Genomic DNA, 19,569 nt, shown 5'->3' with positions numbered 1-19,569 from the left:
CGGCCTCACCCGTGGGCCAGCGCCCGCCGCATCGGCGCCATCTTCGAGTCCGTCTCGTCCCACTCCAGCTCGGCGCGGGAGTCGGGCAGGATGCCGGCGCCGGCGAAGAGCCGGGCCCGCCGGGACCCCGGGGAGAACTGGGCGCAGCGCAGGGCCAGGCCCCACTGGCCGGAGCCGTCGGCGCCCATCCAGCCGACCGGGCCCGAGAAGCGTCCGCGGTCGAGGTGCTCGACGGTCATGATCCGGGCGAACGCCTCGACGCGCGGGGTGCCGCAGATCGCGGCGGTGGGGTAGAGGACGTCCGCGACATCGGCCGCGCTGCGCCCCGGGCCCACCCGGGCCGTGATGTCGGTGGCCAGGTGTGCCACATTGGGCAGCTCCAGGAGGTAGGGACCGCGCAGTCGCGGCTCGCTCAGCCCGGCCCGCTCCAGGTGGGCCGTCACCGAGGCGACGGCCAGGGCGTGCTCGTGCTGCTCCTTCGGGTCGGTGAGCAGCTCCCGGGCCCACCCGGGCTTGCGGGTGCCGGCCAGGATCCGGCAGCGGAAGACCCCCTCGTGCACGTCGACGAGCAGCTCGGGGGTGGCGCCCACCAGACCGTCGTCCGCGTAGACCCAGCAGCCGGTGAAGCGCCGTGCGAGCCGGTCGAGCACGCCCGTCTGGTCGAGCGGCCGGTCGGCGCGCGCGTCGACGGCCCGGGCGAGGACGACCTTCTCCTCGACGCGCTCCGGATCGGCCAGGACGGCCCGGAGCGCGTCGACGGCCCGCACCCAGGCCCGCTCGGCGCCCGGTGCGGCGCTGATCGTCAGGCGCGGCCGGGCGCGTCGTCCGCGTCCGCGGGGCGACGGCTCCGGCGCGCCGTCGGCGGCGATGATCCTCGTCGGGGCGCCGGCGGCGGCGCGCGTCAGCGTCACCCCCGGCACGACGAACGAGCCGGCCTCGGACGGGTCGAACGGGAAGGACCCGAGGGCGACGGGCCCCTGGGCCCCGGGGGCCGTCGGATCGTCGGCGCCGTTCCAGTGCCCGCGGGCCCAGTCGCGGAAGCGCCGCCAGGCCGAGGCGACGGGGCCGGCCCCCGAGGCCCCGAAGCGCGCGGTCTCGCCCCAGCCGAGCACGGCTGGTCCGCCGTTCGGCGCGACCCAGGCCCAGGGGCGCTCGACGTCGTCGGGCACGAGGTCGAGCGCCGCGCCCAGCCACTGCGCGCTGTCGAGCCCGGCCCAGTCGTCGGACGCGGCGGCGAGGCGGGGCGTCAGCGTGCTGTCGGGGGCCACGTCCTTCACGCCAGTCGAGTCTAGAGAACCCGCGCCGGGCCGTGCGCCGGGTCACCGCAGCGCGGCGGCGATGGCCCCGCCGATCTGCCCGGTGGAGCGCGCCGTACCGCGGTTCGACTCGATGTCGGCGCTGACGGCCGCATCGACGCGGTCGGCGTCCGCGCCCCGGCCCAGGTGGCGCAGCAGCAGCGCCATCGAGCTGATGGCCGCGGTCGGGTCGGCGACGCCCCGGCCGGCGATGTCGGGCGCCGAGCCGTGCACGGGCTCGAACATCGAGGGGAAGCGCCCGGCCGTGTTGATGTTGGCGCTGGGGGCCAGCCCGATGCCGCCGGTGATCGCCCCCGCCTCGTCGGTGAGGATGTCGCCGAACAGATTGTCGGTGACGATGACGTCGAAGCGCTGGGGGTCGGTGACGAGCATGATCGTCGCGGCGTCCACGTGGAGGTAGTCGTGCTCGACGCCCGGGTGGTCCGCGGCCACCTCGTCGACGATGCGCCGCCACAGACCGCCGGCGTTGACCAGCACGTTGTGCTTGTGCACGAGCGTGACCCGGCCGCGGCGCGTGGCGGCCAGCTCGAAGGCGTAGCGCACGACGCGCTCGACGCCGAAGGCCGTGTTGACGCTGACCTCGGTGGCCACCTCGTGAGGGGTCCCGCGGCGCAGAGCGCCGCCGTTACCGGCGTACAGGCCCTCGGTGCCCTCGCGGACGACGACGAAGTCGATCGGGCCCCTGTCGAGCACGGCCGGGGCCAGGGGGCTGGGCACCCCCGGATACAGGCGCGAGGGCCGCAGGTTGACGTCCTGGTCGAAGGCGAAGCGCAGCCGCAGCAGCAGGCCGCGTTCGAGCAGGCCCGAGGGCACCTGCGCCGAGCCGGGGGCGGCGCCGACGGCCCCGAGGACGATCGCGTCGTGCCGGGCGAGCCGGGCCAGCGTGTCGTCGTCGAGGACCTCGCCGGTCTCGAGCCAGTGCCGGGCGCCCAGGTCGTAGTGGGTGAACTCGAAGGCCTGCTCGCCGCAGGCGGCGGTGAGCACCGCGAGGGCCTGCTCGACGACCTCGGGGCCGATGCCGTCACCGGGGATCACCGCGATGGATGCACGATCGGACGTCATGGGCCCAACACTAGGGGCCGGCGTCCCCCGCGGCGGCGCCGGTCTCATCCGCCGCCCCGGTCGCCGGTCCCGCGTCCGCCCCCGCAGGATCGGGGCGATCACGCCCGGGCGGATCCGCCGAGGCGGCCGTCGGGGGCCCGCCGTTCCGGCAGCCGTCAGATGAACCGGCGGCGGGGCCCGCCCCGGCGCGGGCTAGTCTGCTGGCATGGCACTCACGTTCAGCACCCGGCTCAAGGCCGCTCCCACGAGCGAGCAGGACATCGCGAGGATCAACGAGGATCCCGGGTTCGGCGTCCACTTCACCGACCACATGGCCGCCATCGACTGGGACTCCGAGAGGGGCTGGGTCGACGCCCGGATCGAGCCCTTCGCCGACTACGTGCTGTCGCCGGCCGGCGCCGTCCTCCACTACGCCCAGGAGGTCTTCGAGGGCCTCAAGGCCTACCACCGCGCCGACGGCACGGTCTGGCTGTTCCGTCCCGAGCGCAACGCCCGGCGCTTCGCCAACTCGTGCACGCGCCTGGCGCTGCCCGAGCTCCCCGTCGAGGACTTCGTGAACTCCGTGCGCGAGCTCGTCTCCGTCGATGCCCGCTGGGTGCCCACCGGCGACGAGCAGAGCCTCTACCTGCGCCCCTTCTCCGTCGCGAGCGAGCCCTTCCTGGGGGTCCGGCCGGCCCGGGGCGTGCGCTACGCGGTCATCGCCTCCCCGGTCGGCGCCTACTTCTCCGGCGGCGTCGCCCCGGTCGACATCTGGGTCGAGTCGCATTACAGCCGTGTCGCCAACGGAGGCACCGGCGAGGCGAAGTGCGGCGGCAACTACGCCGCCAGCCTCCTGCCCCAGGAGCTGGCCCGCGACAGGGGCTGCAACCAGGTCATGTTCGTCGACAACGCCGAGCACCGCTGGCTCGAGGAACTGGGCGGCATGAACGTCTGCGTCGTGACGAGGGCCGGCGAGCTGCTCACCCCGCCGCTCAACGGCAACATCCTGCCCGGCGTCACCCGCGACTCCCTTCTCGCCCTGGCCCCCGAGGCCGGCCTCGAACCGGTCGAGCGGCCCATCGACATCGCCGAGGTCTACGCCGGTCTCGTCGACGGCACCATCACCGAGATGTTCGCCTGCGGCACCGCGGCGGTCATCACGCCCATCGGCACCCTCACCAACGAGGAGGGCCGCCACGAGGTGCCCGTCCCCGCCGACGGCGGCAGGACGATCGCCCTGCGCACCATGCTCCTCGACATCCAGTACGGCCGGGTCGACGACACCCGCGGCTGGACCCAGCGGGTCCGCTGAGCGCACCCCGACGCCCTTCCCCCTCCCCGCCCCGATGAGCGAGCTGCCATGACGATGATCCCGCTGCGCCCCGACGCGCTGGAGCTGTACGACACCACCCTGCGCGACGGGGCCCGGCAGACCGGCATCTCGCTCACGGTGCACGACAGGATCCGCATGCTCGGTCAGATCGACTCCCTGGGGGTCGGTTTCATCGAGGGCGGTTCGCCCGGCGCGACCCCTCTCGACAAGGAGTTCTTCGCGCAGGCCGCCCACGTGCCGCTGCGCAGCGCCAGCCTCGTCGCCTTCGGCCCGATCCGCCGCCCGGGCGCCGCGGCGGCGGACGACCCGCAGGTGGCGGCGCTGCGCGAGGCCGGGACGCGCTTCGTGACCGTCGCGGCGCCGGCCCACGACCTGCACGTGAGCCAGGTGCTGCGCACCAGCCTCGACGAGAACCTCATGATGCTCTCGCAGACGGTCCGCCACCTCGTCGCCGAGGGCAGGAGGGTCATCGTCGACGCCGAGCACTACTTCGACGGGTTCGTCCGCAATCCCGCGTACGCCCTCGAGGTCGTGCGCACCGCGGCCGAGGCGGGCGCCCGCACCGTCGTCCTGTGCGACACGAACGGCGGCATGCTGCCCGACTGGATCGGCGACGCGATCTCCGGCGCCGCATCCCTCGGCGTCGACCTTGGCGTGCAGTGCCACAACGACAGCGGCTGCGCCGTCGCGAACTCGTTGGCGGCCCTCGGCGCCGGCGCCGTGCACGTCCAGGGCGCCGTCAACGGCTACGGGGAGCGCGCCGGCAGCACCGATCTGACGACCCTCATCCCCGACCTGCAGCTCAAGTACGGCTGGCCGGTCGTCACGTCCGAGCAGCTGAGCGGGCTCACCCATGCGGCGCGCGCCATCGGTGAGATCACCGCCCAGCCGGTCGCCCCGCGCCAGCCCTACGTGGGCGAGTCCGCCTTCGCCCACCGGGGCGGCCTGCGCGCCGCCGCCGTCAAGGTCAACAACGACCTCTACCAGCACGTCGACCCCCGCAGCGTGGGCAACGACATGCGCATGCTCATCTCCGACATGGCCGGACGCGCCAACATCCAGGTCAAGGGGGCCCAGCTCGGCCTCGACCTGGCCGACCGGGCCACCGCCGGGGAGGTGGCCGAGGCCGTGCGCGAGCGCGAGGCCCGCGGCTACGCCTACGAGGCCGCCGACGCCAGCTTCGAGCTGCTCGTCAAGCGGATGCGAGGGGAGCTCGCCGCGCGCCCCTTCACCGTCGTGGGCTGGTGGGTCCTCACCGAGCAGCAGGGCGACGACCCGGACGCCGAGGCGCCCACCGAGGCGGTCGTGAGGCTCCTCGCCGACGGCAGCTACCGGGTCTGCGCGGGGGAGGGGAGCGGCCCGGTCAACGCCCTCGACCAGGCGCTGCGTCGCGCGCTCGGCGGCGTCTACCCGCAGGTGCGCTCCTACGAGCTCGTCGACTACCGGGTGCGCCTGCTCGGGGCGGTGCGGGGCACCGACGCCACGGTGCGCGCGCGCATCGACACCGCCTGCGGGGGCCTCACCTGGACGACCGTCGGCGTCGGCGAGAACGTCATCGAGGCCAGCTGGGAGGCCCTCGTCGAGGCCTTCCTCTACGGGCTGGTCAAGGGGTACGGGTCGACCGCCCCGCACGCGCTCTGACCGGCGGCCCCGGGCGGCGCCGCCGACGGGCTAGATTTGGCCCATGCGCATCGCTCGTTTCGCCGCGGCCGGCGCCGACCCGGCCTACGGGATCGTCGAACTGGCGGCCGACGGCGGGGAACACCCCGACACGGTCGCCGCGATCAGCGGCGATCCGCTGGCCGGCCCCGTCTCCTTCACCGGGATGCGCCATCGGCTCGACGAGGTGCGCCTGCTCGCGCCGGTGATCCCGCGCAGCAAGATCGTCGCGGTCGCCCGCAACTACGCCGAGCACGCCGCCGAGCTGGGCGACGAGGTCGACGAGCGGCCGCTGCTCTTCCTCAAGCCGAACACGAGCGTCATCGGCCCCGACGAGCCCATCGTCAAGCCCGTCGAGACCCACGAGCTCCACCACGAGGGCGAGCTCGCCGTCGTCATCGGGCGCATCTGCCGGAAGGTGCCCGTCGAGCGCGTCGACGAGGTCGTCCTCGGCTTCACCTGCGCCAACGACGTCACCGCCCGCGACATCCAGCGCGCCGAGAGCCAGTGGACCCGGGCCAAGGGCTTCGACACCTTCTGCCCGCTCGGCCCGTGGATCGCCGCCCACATCGACCTGGACGGCGCCGGGCGCCTCGGCATCCGCACGCGCGTCGACGGCGAGCTGCGCCAGGACGGCAGCACCGCCGACATGATCCATCCGATCGCCCGGCTCGTCTCGTACATCTCCGAGTTCACGACCCTGCTGCCCGGCGACGTCGTCCTCACCGGCACGCCGGCCGGCGTCGGGCCGATGGGGCCCGGCCAGCGGGTCAGCGTCGAGATCGAGTCGATCGGCACCCTCACCAATCCGGTCATCGACGCCGCCGACGACGGCGGCTTCGCCGGGGACGGGGCCGCTGCCCGGTGAGCGGCAGCAGGAGCCCGAGGAAGCGGGCCCGGCCCTCCGGTGGCCGGGCCCGCCCCCGCCCGAACCCCCGGCCCGGACCGGCCCCCGGGCCCCGCCCGCCCGCGCGGCCCGCTCCCCGGCCCCTCGTCGGGGCCCCGCCCGCGCGGCCCCTGCCGAACGTCGGCTACACCGGGCTCCTCACCGACGCCTCGGGCCCCTTCCGCAGCCGCGCCGCGCTCGGCCTCGTCCTCGTCGCCCTCGGCTACCTCGTCGTCACGACGCTGCTCATGGACGCCGGCGCCGCCGTCTCGTGGCTCGCCCGGGGGCGCCACGGCTCCTTCTCCGACGGCTACGCCCTCGTCGCCTCCTACGGCGTCGTCGAGGGCGTCGCCGTCGTCGACCTGGCGCTCGCCTCGGTCGTCCTCGTCGTGCTGGCCGTCGCCCGATGGGTCAACGGGCGGGCGCCGGGCTGGACCTGCTCCGTGGAGGGGCGTCTGCGCCCGGGGCTGCTCGGGTGCTGCCTGGTCATCGGCTTCGTCGTCCTCAACGCCGTCTACCTGCTCGGCGGCGCCGACCGGTCCGGGGGCTCCGGCCCTCCGGAGCACGCCTGGATCTGGGTGCTCCTGGTGCTGCTCACCTCGCCCCTGCAGGCCGCGGGGGAGGAGTTCCTCTTCCGCGGCTACGTGCAGCAGGCCGTCGGTGCGCTCACCGGCCGCACCTGGGCCGCCGTCGGCGCGAGCGCCCTCGTCTTCGCCCTCATGCACGGCACCCAGAACGCGGCCCTGTTCATCGACCGGCTCGGCTTCGGCCTGGTGGCCGGGGCCGTCGTCGTGGCGACCGGCGGGCTGGAGGCCTCGATCGCCGTCCATGCGGCCAACAACGTGAGCAGCTTCTGTTACGCCGTCGCCGCCGGCACGGTGAGCCAGACCCGCCTCATCGACGAGAGCACCTGGTCGACGACCGCCCCCAACCTCGTCGCCTACGCCCTGTGCGGCGCCCTGGCGGTGCTCGCGGCGCGCCTGCTGGGGCGGCGCCGGACGACCGGGCCGGGCCCGGTTTGATTCTCGGGGGCCCCATACACTAGAGTTCCAATCTGTTGCCGGCGCGGGTCCGCCCGTCCAGGCCTGTGGGGTATGGGGTAATTGGCAGCCCAACGGATTCTGGTTCCGTCAGTCCAGGTTCGAGTCCTGGTACCCCAGCCAGAGCGGCTCCGGCCGGCCGCTCCGGCGCCCTGCGGCACAACAGAAGATCGACTTGGCCCCGTTGTGCAGCGGCCTAGCACGCGGCCCTCTCAAGGCTGAAACGTCGGTTCGAATCCGATCGGGGCTACCAGGTGGGGAACCCGGCCCGAGCGGCCGGGTTCTTCCCTCTCCGGCCCCGCCCGGGGCGGCGCCCACTAGCCTGGCCCCATGCTGGCCCACACGGTTCGGGACGCACGGCGCACGATCGGCACGCCCGAGTTCGTCGAGCGCTTCGTCGACGTCCCGCGCTTCCTCGATTGCTGCCGCGAGTGCCCCGCCCACGGGCGCACCTGGGCCTGCCCCGAGTTCGACTTCGATCCGATGGACGTGTGGCGGAGCCGGCGCTGGTTCCACGTCATCGTCCGCACCCTCGCCTTCACGGCCGACCAGCCCCGCAGCGGCCTCGACCCCGACGAGCTGCGCCCGCAGGTCATGGAGCTGTTCACCGCCGAGAAGCGGCGCCTGAGGCACCGCGTCGTCGTCCTGCGCGCCCGGCACGAGGGCTCGGTGCCGCTGCTCGCCGGCTCCTGCGAGCTGTGCGCGCGCTGCACCCGCCTGGACGGCCGCCCGTGCCTGCACCCCGGCCAGCTCATCCACTCGGTCGAATCGATCGGCGGGGACGTCGTGGGCCTCGTGCGCGAGCTCTTCGGCATCGAGATGGGCTGGAGCGACGGCACCAGCCTGCCCGAGGCCTACCACCTCGTCGCGGGCCTGCTCAGCGACGAGCCGGTCCTGTGACGGGCGCGCTCCGGCGCCCCGGGCCGCGGGGCGCCGGCCGCTGCGCCGGAGCGTCCCCCGGGGCGGCGCCTCCCGGGACGGGGGACGGTCGGGGCCGGGGCCCCCCGGCTCACTCGTCCCCGCGGGTGCGGCGCAGCACCTCGGAGAGGCGCTCCCCGGCGGCGATGACGGCCGGCGCGTGCAGCCTGCCGGGCTGGCGGGTGAGGCGCTCGATGGGCCCGGAGACCGAGACGGCGGCGATGACCCTGCCGGCGGGGGAGCGGACCGGGGCCGAGACGGAGGCGACGCCGGCCTCGCGCTCGCCGACCGACTGGGCCCAGCCGCGGCGGCGCACCGTGTTGAGCGCGACCGCCGAGAAGCTGGCGCTGGCCAGCCCCGCGCTGATCCGCTCGGGCTCGTCCCAGGCCAGCAGCACCTGCGCCGCGGAGCCGGCGTTCATCGTGAGCTGGGCCCCGACGGGGATCGTGTCGCGCAGGCCGCTGGGGCGCTCGGCCGCGGCGGCGCAGATGCGCACATCGCCCTGACGGCGGTAGAGTTGTGCCGACTCGCCGGTGATGTCGCGCAGCCGGGCGAGGATGGGGCCGGCGGTCGCCAGCAGGCGGTCCTCGCCGGCCGCGGCGGCGAGCTCGACGAGGCGCGGTCCCAGGACGAAGCGGCCCTGCAGATCGCGCCCGACGAGGCGGTGGTGTTCGAGGGCGACGGCCAGCCGGTGGGCGGTCGGACGGGCCAGACCCGTCGACTGCACCAGTTCGGCCAGCGTCATCGGCCCCTGCTCGAGGGCCGTGAGGACGAGAGCCGCCTTGTCGAGGACGCCGACCCCACTCGATTTGTCCATGAAGTGAGACTAGCATCTCGCATTTTGATATAACAAGGGCTAGGATCGAACTCATGGCGAGAACTCTGGTTGAGAAGATCTGGGATGACCACGTGGTCCGTTCGGGCGACGGGGAGCCCGACCTGCTCTACATCGACCTGCACCTCATCCACGAGGTCACGAGCCCCCAGGCGTTCGAGGGCCTCCGCCTCGCCGGGCGCGCCGTGCGCCGTCCGGAGCTGACCGTCGGGACCGAGGACCACAACGTCCCCACGACCGACGTCGACCGGCCGATCGCCGACCCCGTCTCCGCCCTCCAGGTGCGGACCCTGCGCGAGAACTGCGCCGAGTTCGGCGTGCCCCTGCACCCCCTCGGCGACGCCGAGCAGGGCATCGTCCACGTCATGGGCCCGCAGCTGGGCCTGACCCAGCCGGGCATGACGATCGTCTGCGGCGACTCGCACACCGCCACCCACGGCGCCTTCGGCGCCCTCGCCTTCGGCATCGGCACGAGCGAGGTCGAGCACGTGCTCGCCACGCAGACCCTGCCCCAGGCCCGCCCCCGCACCATGGGCGTGTTCATCGACGGCGAGCCCGGCCCCGACGTCACGCCCAAGGACCTCATCCTCGCCCTCATCGCCCAGGAGGGCACCGGCGGCGGCCAGGGCCACGTCGTCGAGTACCGCGGCGGGGCCATCGAGCGGATGTCGATGGAGGGCCGCATGACGATCTGCAACATGTCGATCGAGTGGGGCGCCAAGGCCGGTCTCGTCGCGCCCGACGAGACCACCGTCGAGTACGTCGAGGGCCGCCCGCACGCCCCCGCCGGGGCCGACCGGGACGAGGCCGTTGCCCACTGGCTCTCGCTGCGCTCGGACCCCGACGCCCGCTACGACGAGGAGGTCCACCTCGACGCCTCCCGGCTCGCCCCCTTCGCCACATGGGGCACCAACCCCGGCCAGGGCGTCCCGCTGGACGCCCGGGTGCCCTTCCCCGAGGACTTCGCCGATGCGGCGGCGCGCGCCGCCGCCGAGCGCGCGCTGGAGTACATGGACCTGCGGGCCGGCACCCCGATGCGCGACATCGCGATCGACACCGTCTTCCTCGGCTCGTGCACGAACGGCCGCATCGAGGACCTGCGCGCCGCCGCCGAGGTCATGCGGGGGCGCCGGATCGCCGACTCCGTGCGCATGCTCGTCGTCCCCGGCTCGGACGCCGTGCGCCGGCAGGCCGTGGCCGAGGGCCTCGACCGCGTCTTCACCGAGGCCGGCGCCGAGTGGCGCCACGCCGGCTGCTCGATGTGCCTGGGCATGAACCCCGACCGGCTGAACCCCGGCGAGCGCAGCGCGTCCACCTCGAACCGCAACTTCGAGGGGCGCCAGGGCAAGGGCGGACGCACCCACCTGGTGAGCCCGGCCTCCGCCGCCGCGACCGCCGTCACCGGCCACCTGTCGGCACCGGCCGACCTGGACTGAAGGAGCAGCTGGCATGGAGAAGTTCTCGAGGCACACCGGCGTCCCGGTCCCGCTGCGGCGCTCCAACGTGGACACCGACCAGATCATCCCGGCCGCCTACCTCAAGCGCATCGAGCGCACCGGATTCGAGGACGGCCTGTTCAGCGCCTGGCGCGACGATCCCGACTTCGTGCTCAACCGGCCCGCTTGGCGCGCCGGCTCCATCCTCGTCGTCGGCCCCGACTTCGGCACCGGAAGCTCTCGCGAGCACGCCGTGTGGGCCCTGCAGAACTACGGCTTCCGGGTCGTCATCGGCTCGCGCTTCGGCGACATCTTCCGCGGCAACTCCGGCAAGGCCGGCCTGCTGCTGGCCACCGTGCCGCAGGGGGTCGTCGAGGAGCTGTGGGCCTTCTGCGAGGCCGAGCCGGGCCGGTCGATCACCGTCGACCTGCTCACGCGCACGATCGAGGCCGGCGGCCGGACCCACTCCTTCGAGCTCGACGACCACACCCGCCACCGCCTGCTCGAGGGCCTCGACGACATCGCCGTCACCCTCCAGCACGCCGACGACATCGCCGCCTACGAGGCCCGCCGTCCCGCCTTCATGCCGACGACCCCCGAGCGCGGCGCCGGGGCCCCGGCCGCCTGAGGCGCGGGACCGTGGACCCGCTGGGGCAGGCCCGCCGCCCCTACCGGGGCAGGCTGGGGCGCGTCAACGACGAGCCCACGACGCGACTCTTCGCGTCGCTGCCGCCGCTGGCCGACGCCCTCCTCGCGCCGGTGTGCCGGCTCCACTGCATCGGCCGGGAGAACATCCCGGACACCGGCCCGGTCATCCTCGCGCCCAACCACCTGTGCAACCTCGACCCCGTCGTCGTGGGGCGCTTCACCGTTCAGGCAGGGCGCTGGCCGCACTTCCTCGCGAGGGCGAACCTCTTCGACCTGCCCGTCGTCGGCCCGCTGCTGCGCGGCATCGAGCAGATCCCCGTCGAGCGCGGATCCGTGCGGGCCGCCGACTCGCTCGCCGCGGCCCGGGGGATGCTCGACGCCGGACGGGCCGTCATCGTCTACCCGGAGGGCACCTTCACCCACGACCCCGACGAGTGGCCGATGGCCGGCCACACGGGGGCGGCGAGGCTGGCGCTGACCACCGGCGCGCCCGTCGTCCCGATCGGGCAGTGGGGCGCGAACCTCGTCGTCCCGTCGCGCCGCCGCCCCGCCCGCCCGCACCTGTTCGGCCGCACCGACGTCGTCGTGCGGGCCGGGCCGGCCGTCGAGCTGTCGGACCTGGCGGGCCGCGGCGACCACGACCGCGCCGCGGTCCGCGAGGCCACCGTGCGCATCATGGACGCCATCACCGCCCAGACCGGGCTCGCCAGGGGCGAGCGGGCCCCGGCCGGGCGCTGGCACCCCGGCCGTCGGCGGCGCGTGCCCGCCGAGGAGGCGGTCCGCTGAGCGCCCGCCGAGGCCCGGGCGCCGGGCGTCCGGCCCACCGCTACGCTGGGGGCGGTCCTCCAGAAGGGAATCACGATGGGTGCTGATGAGCGCGTCACGATCGCCGTCGTCTTCGGCGGCCAGTCCAGCGAGCACGAGGTCTCGTGCCTCACCGCGGCCGGCGTGCTCGGCGCACTCGACCCGTCCCGCTACGAGGTGCACGGCATCGGCATCGACAAGCGGGGCGTCTGGCACCGGTACACGGTCGAGGAGATCGGGGCCCTCCGCGTCGAGGACGGCAGGCTCCCGGCGATCGGAGAGGACCGCCCCCGCGCCGTCATGGTGCGCGAGCCCGGCGGCGTGCGCCTGGCCACCCTCGAGGGCGACCGCCTCGTCGACCCGGTCCACGTCGACGTCGCCTTCCCCGTCATGCACGGCGCCTACTGCGAGGACGGCTGCATCCAGGGCCACTTCGAGATCCTCGGCCTGCGCTACGTCGGTTGCGGCGTCACGAGCAGCGCCAACGGCATGGACAAGGCCTTCATGCGCACCTGCTTCGAGCAGGCCGGCATCCCGCTCGTGCCGTGGCTGACGATCACGCCCGGCCGGTGGCGCGACGACCGCCGGGGCTGCCTCGCCCGCGTGAACGCCGAGCTGCGCTACCCCGTCTACGTCAAGCCCGCCCGCGGCGGCTCCTCGGTGGGCATCAGCCGCGTCACCGACCCCGCCCGGCTCGCCGAGGCCGTCGGGACGGCCCGCGCCGCCGATCCGAAGGTCGTCGTCGAGCAGGGCGTCGTCGGCGCCCGGGAGGTCGAGTGCGGCGTGCTCGGCGTCGCCGGAGGCGCCCCCCGGGCCTCGCGGCCCGGCGAGATCGTCATGCACGCCAACGGCGGCTTCTACGACTACGACGCGAAGTACCTGCCCGAGGAGCAGGTCGAGCTGCGGGTGCCCGCCGAGCTGCCCGCCGACGTCGCCGAGCGCGTGCGCGCCACGGCCGTCGCCTGCTTCGAGGCGCTCGACTGCGAGGGCCTGGCCCGCGTCGACGTCTTCGTCCTGCCCGACGGGGGCGTGGTGGTCAACGAGATCAACACGATGCCCGGCTTCACCGCGCACTCGATGTACCCGAGCATGTGGCAGGCCACCGGCATCGAGTACCCCGCCCTCGTCGACGCCCTCGTCGACCAGGCCCTGGCCAGGCCGGCCACGGTGCTGCGCTGAGCCGCGGCGCCGCGGCGGGTCCGGGACGGCGCCGGCGCCCCGGACCCGCTAGCGTTGACCCCATGCCGAGCACCACCTCATCCCATGCCCGCACCGTCGCCGACGTCGGCGAGTTCGGCATCATCGCCGACATCGTCCGCGACCTGTCGATGCCGCCCGCCGTGGCGACCGGCCCCGGGGACGACTCGGCCGTCTTCCTCGTGAACGGCTCGGCCGTCATGAGCACCGACATGCTCGTCGAGGGCGTCCACTTCCGCCGCGACTGGTCCAGCGGCACCGAGATCGGGCGCAAGGCGGTCGCCGTCAACGCGGCCGACCTCGAGGCCATGGGCGTCACGCCGCTCGTCATGAACGTCGGGCTCGGCGTGCCCGGCGACCTGCCCGTCCAGTGGGTGCACGACGTCGCCACCGGGCTGCGCGCCGAGGCCGACGCCGCCGGGCTGACCCTCGTGGGCGGCGACACGACGAGCGCCCGCGACGTCACCCTCTGCGTCACCGTCATCGGCCAGACCGAGGGCCGCGAGCCCGTCCCGCGCAGCGGCGCCCGTGCCGGGGACGTCGTCGCCTGCCGCGGCCGGCTCGGCTGGGCCGCCGCGGGGCTGGCGGCGCTCGGGCGGGGCTTCCGCAGCCCCCGGGCGGCCGTCGACTCCCAGCGGGTCCCCCTCGTGCCCTACGGCGCCGGACGGCAGGCCGCCCGGGCCGGGGCCACCGCGATGATCGACGTCTCCGACGGGCTCATCGCCGACCTCGGCCACATCGCCGACGCCTCGGACGTGCGCATCGACCTGCGCTCGGACGCATTCGAGCTGCCCGACCCGGTGCGGGCCGTCGCCGCGGCCACCGGCAAGGACCCGCTCGGCTTCGTCCTCACCGGCGGCGAGGACCACGCCCTCGCCGCGACCTTCCCCGCCGGCGCCGTGCCCGACGGGTGGGTCGAGGTCGGCGCGGTCGCCGAGACCGACGGGACGGCCCCCGGGGTCACCGTCGACGGCGCCGCATGGAGCGGGGAGGGCGGCTGGGAGCACTTCCGGGCCTGAGACCGGTTCCCGCCCGCCCCCGGCGGGTGGACTGGCAGCCCCCGGGGGCAGCGGGTAGCCTGAGCCCCATGGCGACCCGCGTGTCTTCCCCGTCGCGGTCCGGCGCCCGCAGCGGCTCGAAGCGTTCCTCGAACGCGACGAGCCGGGCCGCGGGCACGCGCACCCGCGGGGGCAACAGATCCAAGTCCACCCGCGCCAGGTCCTCCAGGGGCCGGGCGCGCGGCGCGTCGCGCCCCAACCCGCTGCTCCACGCCCTCGGCGTGGCGTGGTCCGGGCTGGCCGGCGCGCTCGGCGCCGGCGTGCGGAGGATCGGCCGCTCCGCGCGGGACCTCGACCCGGCCCTGCGCCGCGACGGCGCCGGCCTGGCGCTGCTCGTCGTCGCCATCGTCGTCGCCGCCGAGTTCTGGTTCGGCGTGCCCGGGGCGCTCGGGACGGGCATCCGCGTCGTCTGCAGCACGATCTTCGGCGCGGTCAGCTGCGTGCTGCCCTTCCTCCTGGGCGCCATGGCGTGGCGCACGCTGCGCAACCCCGAGGCCAACGGCCCGGCCGGCCGTCAGCTCGTCGGGTGGACCCTCTTCCTCATGGGCCTGCTGGGCCTCATCAACGTCACCGAGTCGCCGCTGCCCGGCCCCGCCGTCATCGACCGGATGCGCGCCCGCGGCGGCATCATCGGCTACATCTCCAGCTCCATGCTCAACCAGCTCATGCCCGCCTGGCTCACCGGCGTGCTGCTGTTCTTCGTCGCCCTGTTCGGCCTGCTCGTCATCGTCGGCAGGCCCGTCTACGAGATCGTCGACCAGGTCCGCGACGCGTTCACCGGGGCCCAGGACCGCCGCGACAGGGCCATGGCCGCCCGCCGCGAGCGCAGGTCGCTCAAGTACGGCGTCGACGAGGCCTACGACACCCCGATCATCGAGGAGCACCGGCCCCGCGGCCGCCGCGCGGGCGCGCGCCCCGAGCCGACCGGCGGGCCCGAGGAGGTCTTCGACGCGGAGTCCCCCGACGGTCCCGCGCAGGCGCCGACCGCGCGGGCCGGGGCCCACGAGCAGTACGCGCCCGAACCGGCCGCGCGGCCCTCGGCCGCCGAGCCCGAGCAGCACGCGCTGCCGCTGCCGGCCCCCGAGCCCGAGCCGGAGCCCGCCGGGCTCGCGGCCCCCGAGCACGCCCAGATGCCCGCGCGCGTCGAGCAGCTCCAGCTGTCCGGCGACGTCCAGTACACCCTGCCCGAGCTGTCCCTGCTCAAGCCCGGCTCGGCGCCCAGGGCCCGCACCGCGGCCTCCGACGGGCTCGTCGACGCCCTCCAGTCCGTGTTCAGCGAGTTCGGCATCGACGCCCAGGTCACCGGCTACACGCGCGGCCCGACGGTCACCCAGTACGAGGTGGAGCTCGGCTCCGGCGTCAAGGTCGAGAAGGTCACGGCCCTCCAGCGCAACATCGCCTACGCGGTCGCCTCGCCCGACGTGACGATCCTGTCCCCCATCCCCGGCAAGTCCGCCATCGGCATCGAGATCCCGAACAAGGACAAGGAGGTCGTCTCCCTCGGCGACGTCCTCCGCAGCCCCCAGGCCCGCGCCAACGACAAGCCGCTCATCGTCGGCCTGGGCAAGGACGTCGAGGGCCGCGTCGTCCTGGCGAACATCGCCAAGATGCCGCACCTGCTCGTCGCCGGCGCCACCGGCTCGGGCAAGTCGAGCTTCGTGAACTCGATGATCACCTCGATCATGGTCCGGGCCACCCCCGACGAGGTCCGCATGATCCTCGTCGACCCCAAGCGCGTCGAGCTCAACCAGTACGAGGGCATCCCGCACCTCGTGACGCCCATCATCACGAACCCGAAGAAGGCCGCCCAGGCCCTCGAGTGGGTCGTGCAGGAGATGGACCACCGCTACGACGACCTCGCCGCCTTCGGCTTCCGCCACATCGACGACTTCAACAAGGCGGTGCGCGCCGGGCAGGTGCAGCTGCCCCCCGGCTCCGAGCGCGAGCTCTCCCCGTACCCGTACCTGCTCGTCGTCGTCGACGAGCTGAGCGACCTCATGATGGTCGCCCCCCGCGACGTCGAGGAGTCGATCGTCCGCATCACCCAGCTGGCCCGCGCCGCCGGCATCCACCTCGTCCTCGCCACCCAGCGCCCCTCGGTCGACGTGGTCACCGGCCTCATCAAGGCCAACATCCCCTCGCGGCTGGCCTTCGCCACGAGCTCGGCCACCGACTCGCGGGTCATCCTCGACCAGACCGGCGCCGAGCGCCTCGTCGGCCAGGGCGACGGCCTCTTCCTGCCGATGGGTGCCGCCAACCCGAAGCGCGTCCAGGGCAGCTGGGTCACCGAGGCCGAGATCCGCGAGGTCGTCGACCGCGTCAAGTCCCAGCTGGAGCCCCAGTACCGCGCCGACGTCACCGTCCCTGCCGGCGGCGAGAAGAAGGTCGCCGAGGACATCGGCGACGACCTGGAGCTGGTCCTCGAGGCCTGCCGCCAGGTCGTGGAGCTGCAGCTCGGCTCCACCTCGATGCTCCAGCGCAAGCTGCGCATCGGTTTCGCCAAGGCCGGGCGCATCATGGACATCCTCGAGACCCGCGGCGTCGTCGGGCCGTCGGAGGGCTCCAAGCCCCGCGACGTGCTCGTCAAGCCGGACGACCTGCCCGAGACGCTCGCCTCGCTGTCGGGCGAGGCCGCCTGAGGTGCGCCGGCCGGTTCGCGCCCGCGGGCGCGGCGGTGGATACTGAGACCATCATGGGCAGGACCACAGTGCACCTCATCAGTCTCGGCTGCGCCCGCAACGACGTCGACTCCGAGGAGCTCGCCGGGCGACTCGAGGCCGGTGGCTTCGCCCTCGTCGCCGAGCCCGCCGAGGCCGACGCGCTCGTGGTCAACACGTGCGGCTTCATCGAGCAGGCCAAGAAGGACTCCATCGACACGATCCTGTCCGCCGCGGACCTCAAGTCCGGCGGCCGCGCCCGGGCCGTCGTCGCCGTCGGCTGCTTGGCGCAGCGCTACGGCCGCGAGCTGGCGCGGGCCCTGCCCGAGGCCGACGCCGTCCTGGGCTTCGACGACTACACCGACATCGCCGAACGGCTCCGCACGGTCCTCGCCGGCGGACGCCCCGGCGCCCCGGCGCCCCGCCGGGACCGCCGCACGCTGCTGCCCCTCGCCCCCGTCGACCGCCACCTGGCGCCGACGGCGGTGCCCGGCCACCAGGGCGAGCTGCCGGCGGGCCTGGCCCCCGCGTCCGGCCCGCGGACGCCCCGCCGCCGCCTGGGCCACGAGCCGTGGGCCCCGCTGAGGATCGCCTCGGGCTGCGACCGCCGCTGCGCCTTCTGCGCCATCCCGGGCTTCCGCGGCGCCCATCTGTCGCGCGAGCCCGCCCTGGTCGTCGAGGAGGCCCGCTGGCTCGTCGGGGAGGGGGTGCGCGAGATCATGCTCGTCTCGGAGAACACGTCGAGCTACGGCAAGGACCTGGCCGATCTGCGGGCGCTCGAGGGGCTGCTCGCCGAGCTCTCGCGGATCGACGGGCTCGAGTGGATCAGGGTCAGCTACGTGCAGCCCGCCGAGCTGCGCCCCTCGCTCCTCGACGCGATGGCCGGCACCGAGAAGGTCGTGCCCTACTTCGACATCAGCTTCCAGCACGCCGCTCCCGCCGTGCTGCGCCGCATGCGCCGCTTCGGCGACCCCGAGAGCTTCCTCGGGCTCATCGGGCGCATCCGCGAGCGCGCCCCCCGGGCCGGCATCCGCTCCAACGTCATCGTCGGCTTCCCCGGCGAGACCGAGCAGGACGTCGACGTCCTCGCCGACTTCCTCACGAGGGCCCGCCTCGACGTCACCGGGGTCTTCAGCTACTCGGACGAGGAGGGCACCGCGGCCGAGCGGCTCGACGGGCACCTCGACGAGGACGGGATCGCGGCCCGCCACCGGCGTATCGCCGATCTCGTCGACGAGCTCGTCGACCAGCGCGCCGCCGAACGGATCGGCGAGCCGGTGAGCGTGCTCGTCGAACGCGTCGAGGACGGCCTCGTCGAGGGCCGCGCCGCCCACCAGGGGCCCGAGGTCGACGGCGCCACCGAGCTGCTCACCGCCCCCGGCGGTGAGCCGCCCCGCGTGGGCGGTCTCGTGGCGGCTACGGTGGTGGCAGCGAACGGCGCCGATCTGGTCGCCGAGCCCCTGACCGGTGCCGGTGCGGGCGTGCGGAACGAAGCGGAACGGGGGTGCGACGAGCATGAGCGAGCCTGAGGCGAGCGGGCCCGAGCAGCAGGACACGACACTGGCCTTCGCCTGGAACGTCCCGAACATCCTGACGATCCTGCGCCTGGTCCTCGTGCCGGTCTTCGCGCTCGTCCTGCTCACGCACCCGCACGACCACGTCTGGCGCCACTGGGCGACGGCCGTCTTCGTCATCGCCATCCTCACCGATCTCGCCGACGGGCGGATCGCCCGCAAATACCACCAGGTCACCAACTTCGGCAAGATCTGGGACTCGATCGCCGACAAGGCGCTCACCGGCATGGCCTTCGTCGGCCTGTCGATCATCGGCGAGCTGGCCTGGCCGATCACCCTCGTCATCCTCGTCCGCGAATGGGGCATCACCGTGATGCGCTTCCGCGTGCTCAAGTACGGCGTCATGGCGGCGAAGCGCGGCGGCAAGCTCAAGACGACCCTCCAGGGCGTCGCCCTGGCCATGTTCCTCGTGCAGGTCCCCGACACCGTCACCTGGTTCTGGGCGCTGCGCTGGTTCATCATGTGGGCGGCCTTCGCGCTCACCGTCCTGACCGGCATCGACTACGTCTTCGACGCCCACCGGCTGCGCCGCGATGCGCTGCGGGCCGGCCACCCCATCGACTACAGCGCCCGGCACTGAGGGACGGGCGGCGTGGACGGGGGCACCGGGGCGCTCGCCGAGCGGCTTCTCGCGCTCTGCCGGCGGCGTGGCCTGCTGCTCGCCACCTGCGAGTCGATCACCGGCGGCGGCATCGGCTGGGCGCTCACCGCCGTGCCCGGCGCCTCGGACGTCTTCCGGGGCGGGCTCATCACCTACGCCAGCGGGCTCAAGGCCTCACTGGCCGGGGTCGACGCCGCGTTCATCGCCGCCCACGGCGTCGTCAACGAGCGGACCGCCCGCGAGATGGCCGAGGGGGCGGCCCGGGTCTGCGGGGCCGACGTGGCCGTCGCGGTCACCGGCACGGCCGGGCCCCTCGGCCAGGACGGCGTCGCCCCCGGCACGGTGTGGGTCGGCGCCCGCACCCCGGACGGCACGCGCACCCACCGGCTCGCGCTCGACGGCGACCGCGCCCGGATCCGCGAGGAGACCGTTCGCCGCGCCCTCCGGCTGACGGTCGAGGCGCTCTCGCAGCGCCCGGCCCCATAGCACCGGGGCCCCGGCCCGCCCGCACCGGGGTCCGGGAATGTTCGCCCGACGGGAATGAATCGGCGTCATGGCCTGTTGAA

Annotated in this window: 17 protein-coding genes and 2 tRNA genes; 16 read left to right on the top strand and 3 right to left on the bottom strand. The window is 74.5% G+C overall.

Going from position 1 to position 19,569, the window contains the following annotated elements; all coding sequences use genetic code 11:
* Positions 1–5: 5 nt before the first annotated feature.
* Together K336_RS0108370 and K336_RS0108365 are read right to left on the bottom strand one after the other, a co-directional pair.
* The gene (locus tag K336_RS0108370; RefSeq protein WP_411431122.1) at positions 6–1,268 is read right to left on the bottom strand and encodes an isochorismate synthase; all 1,263 of its coding nucleotides are present in this window, start codon (positions 1,266–1,268) and stop codon (positions 6–8) included.
* A 51-nt stretch (positions 1,269–1,319) separates the two neighbouring features.
* On the bottom strand, positions 1,320–2,378 hold the full coding sequence (locus tag K336_RS0108365; RefSeq protein WP_028706772.1) for a 3-isopropylmalate dehydrogenase: 1,059 nt from the start codon (positions 2,376–2,378) through the stop codon (positions 1,320–1,322).
* Between the two features lie 205 nt (positions 2,379–2,583).
* Here K336_RS0108365 and K336_RS0108360 point away from each other — a divergent pair, with 205 nt between their 5' ends.
* The 7 genes from K336_RS0108360 to K336_RS0108330 all read left to right on the top strand — a co-directional run bounded on the left by K336_RS0108360 (position 2,584) and on the right by K336_RS0108330 (position 8,175).
* The gene (locus tag K336_RS0108360) at positions 2,584–3,669 is read left to right on the top strand and encodes a branched-chain amino acid aminotransferase (protein ID WP_028706771.1); all 1,086 of its coding nucleotides are present in this window, start codon (positions 2,584–2,586) and stop codon (positions 3,667–3,669) included.
* Between the two features lie 48 nt (positions 3,670–3,717).
* Positions 3,718–5,331, top strand: a complete 1,614-nt coding sequence (gene cimA / locus K336_RS0108355; protein WP_043150611.1) for a citramalate synthase — start codon at positions 3,718–3,720, stop codon at positions 5,329–5,331.
* A 43-nt stretch (positions 5,332–5,374) separates the two neighbouring features.
* Positions 5,375–6,217, top strand: a complete 843-nt coding sequence (locus K336_RS0108350) for a fumarylacetoacetate hydrolase family protein (protein WP_021796081.1) — start codon at positions 5,375–5,377, stop codon at positions 6,215–6,217.
* Entirely contained in the window at positions 6,214–7,257 is a 1,044-nt protein-coding gene (locus K336_RS15455) for a CPBP family intramembrane glutamic endopeptidase (protein WP_051245545.1), read from the top strand. Before K336_RS0108350 ends, K336_RS15455 begins: the two co-directional genes overlap by 4 nt.
* Before the next feature lie 66 nt (positions 7,258–7,323).
* Positions 7,324–7,398, top strand: a tRNA-Gln gene (locus tag K336_RS0108340).
* A gap of 54 nt (positions 7,399–7,452) precedes the next feature.
* Positions 7,453–7,528, top strand: a tRNA-Glu gene (locus K336_RS0108335).
* 77 nt (positions 7,529–7,605) lie between these two features.
* Entirely contained in the window at positions 7,606–8,175 is a 570-nt protein-coding gene (locus K336_RS0108330; RefSeq protein WP_028706769.1) for a DUF2284 domain-containing protein, read from the top strand.
* A gap of 109 nt (positions 8,176–8,284) precedes the next feature.
* Here the strand turns inward: K336_RS0108330 and K336_RS0108325 are convergent, their stop codons facing one another.
* Positions 8,285–9,010, bottom strand: coding sequence for an IclR family transcriptional regulator (locus tag K336_RS0108325; RefSeq protein WP_021797735.1), 726 nt, complete (start codon positions 9,008–9,010; stop codon positions 8,285–8,287).
* Between the two features lie 53 nt (positions 9,011–9,063).
* Between K336_RS0108325 and leuC the strand changes: the two genes are divergently transcribed.
* From leuC to K336_RS0108280, 9 genes are all read left to right on the top strand, one after another.
* Positions 9,064–10,464 (top strand): 3-isopropylmalate dehydratase large subunit, encoded by a 1,401-nt coding sequence (leuC, locus tag K336_RS0108320; protein WP_028706768.1) that lies wholly within the window; start codon positions 9,064–9,066, stop codon positions 10,462–10,464.
* Between the two features lie 13 nt (positions 10,465–10,477).
* Positions 10,478–11,092, top strand: a complete 615-nt coding sequence (gene leuD, locus K336_RS0108315; protein ID WP_021797734.1) for a 3-isopropylmalate dehydratase small subunit — start codon at positions 10,478–10,480, stop codon at positions 11,090–11,092.
* A gap of 11 nt (positions 11,093–11,103) precedes the next feature.
* A complete protein-coding gene (locus tag K336_RS15450; protein WP_162142586.1) occupies positions 11,104–11,898 on the top strand; it encodes a lysophospholipid acyltransferase family protein in 795 nt (264 codons plus the stop codon).
* Between the two features lie 75 nt (positions 11,899–11,973).
* Positions 11,974–13,095 carry a D-alanine--D-alanine ligase family protein gene (locus tag K336_RS0108305; RefSeq protein WP_021797241.1) on the top strand — a complete coding sequence of 374 codons (1,122 nt, stop codon included), beginning with the start codon at positions 11,974–11,976 and terminating at the stop codon, positions 13,093–13,095.
* Positions 13,096–13,157: 62 nt separating this feature from the next.
* Positions 13,158–14,132 (top strand): thiamine-phosphate kinase, encoded by a 975-nt coding sequence (locus tag K336_RS0108300; RefSeq protein WP_028706767.1) that lies wholly within the window; start codon positions 13,158–13,160, stop codon positions 14,130–14,132.
* A 68-nt stretch (positions 14,133–14,200) separates the two neighbouring features.
* Positions 14,201–16,810, top strand: coding sequence for an FtsK/SpoIIIE family DNA translocase (locus K336_RS0108295; RefSeq protein ID WP_211223473.1), 2,610 nt, complete (start codon positions 14,201–14,203; stop codon positions 16,808–16,810).
* Between the two features lie 53 nt (positions 16,811–16,863).
* Positions 16,864–18,357, top strand: coding sequence for a 30S ribosomal protein S12 methylthiotransferase RimO (rimO, locus tag K336_RS15445; RefSeq protein WP_081660708.1), 1,494 nt, complete (start codon positions 16,864–16,866; stop codon positions 18,355–18,357).
* Positions 18,344–18,982: a CDP-diacylglycerol--glycerol-3-phosphate 3-phosphatidyltransferase gene (gene pgsA, locus K336_RS0108285; RefSeq protein ID WP_021798605.1), complete on the top strand. Its 639-nt coding sequence runs from the start codon at positions 18,344–18,346 to the stop codon at positions 18,980–18,982. Before rimO ends, pgsA begins: the two co-directional genes overlap by 14 nt.
* A gap of 12 nt (positions 18,983–18,994) precedes the next feature.
* Positions 18,995–19,489 (top strand): CinA family protein, encoded by a 495-nt coding sequence (locus K336_RS0108280; protein ID WP_021798603.1) that lies wholly within the window; start codon positions 18,995–18,997, stop codon positions 19,487–19,489.
* The last annotated feature ends 80 nt before the right edge of the window (positions 19,490–19,569 follow it).

This window comes from Propionibacterium acidifaciens DSM 21887 (genome assembly GCF_000426605.1).
GTDB lineage: Bacteria > Actinomycetota > Actinomycetes > Propionibacteriales > Propionibacteriaceae > Propionibacterium > Propionibacterium acidifaciens.
Note: the sequence above shows the minus strand (reverse complement) of the source record. Positions and strands in the feature narration are given on the sequence as shown.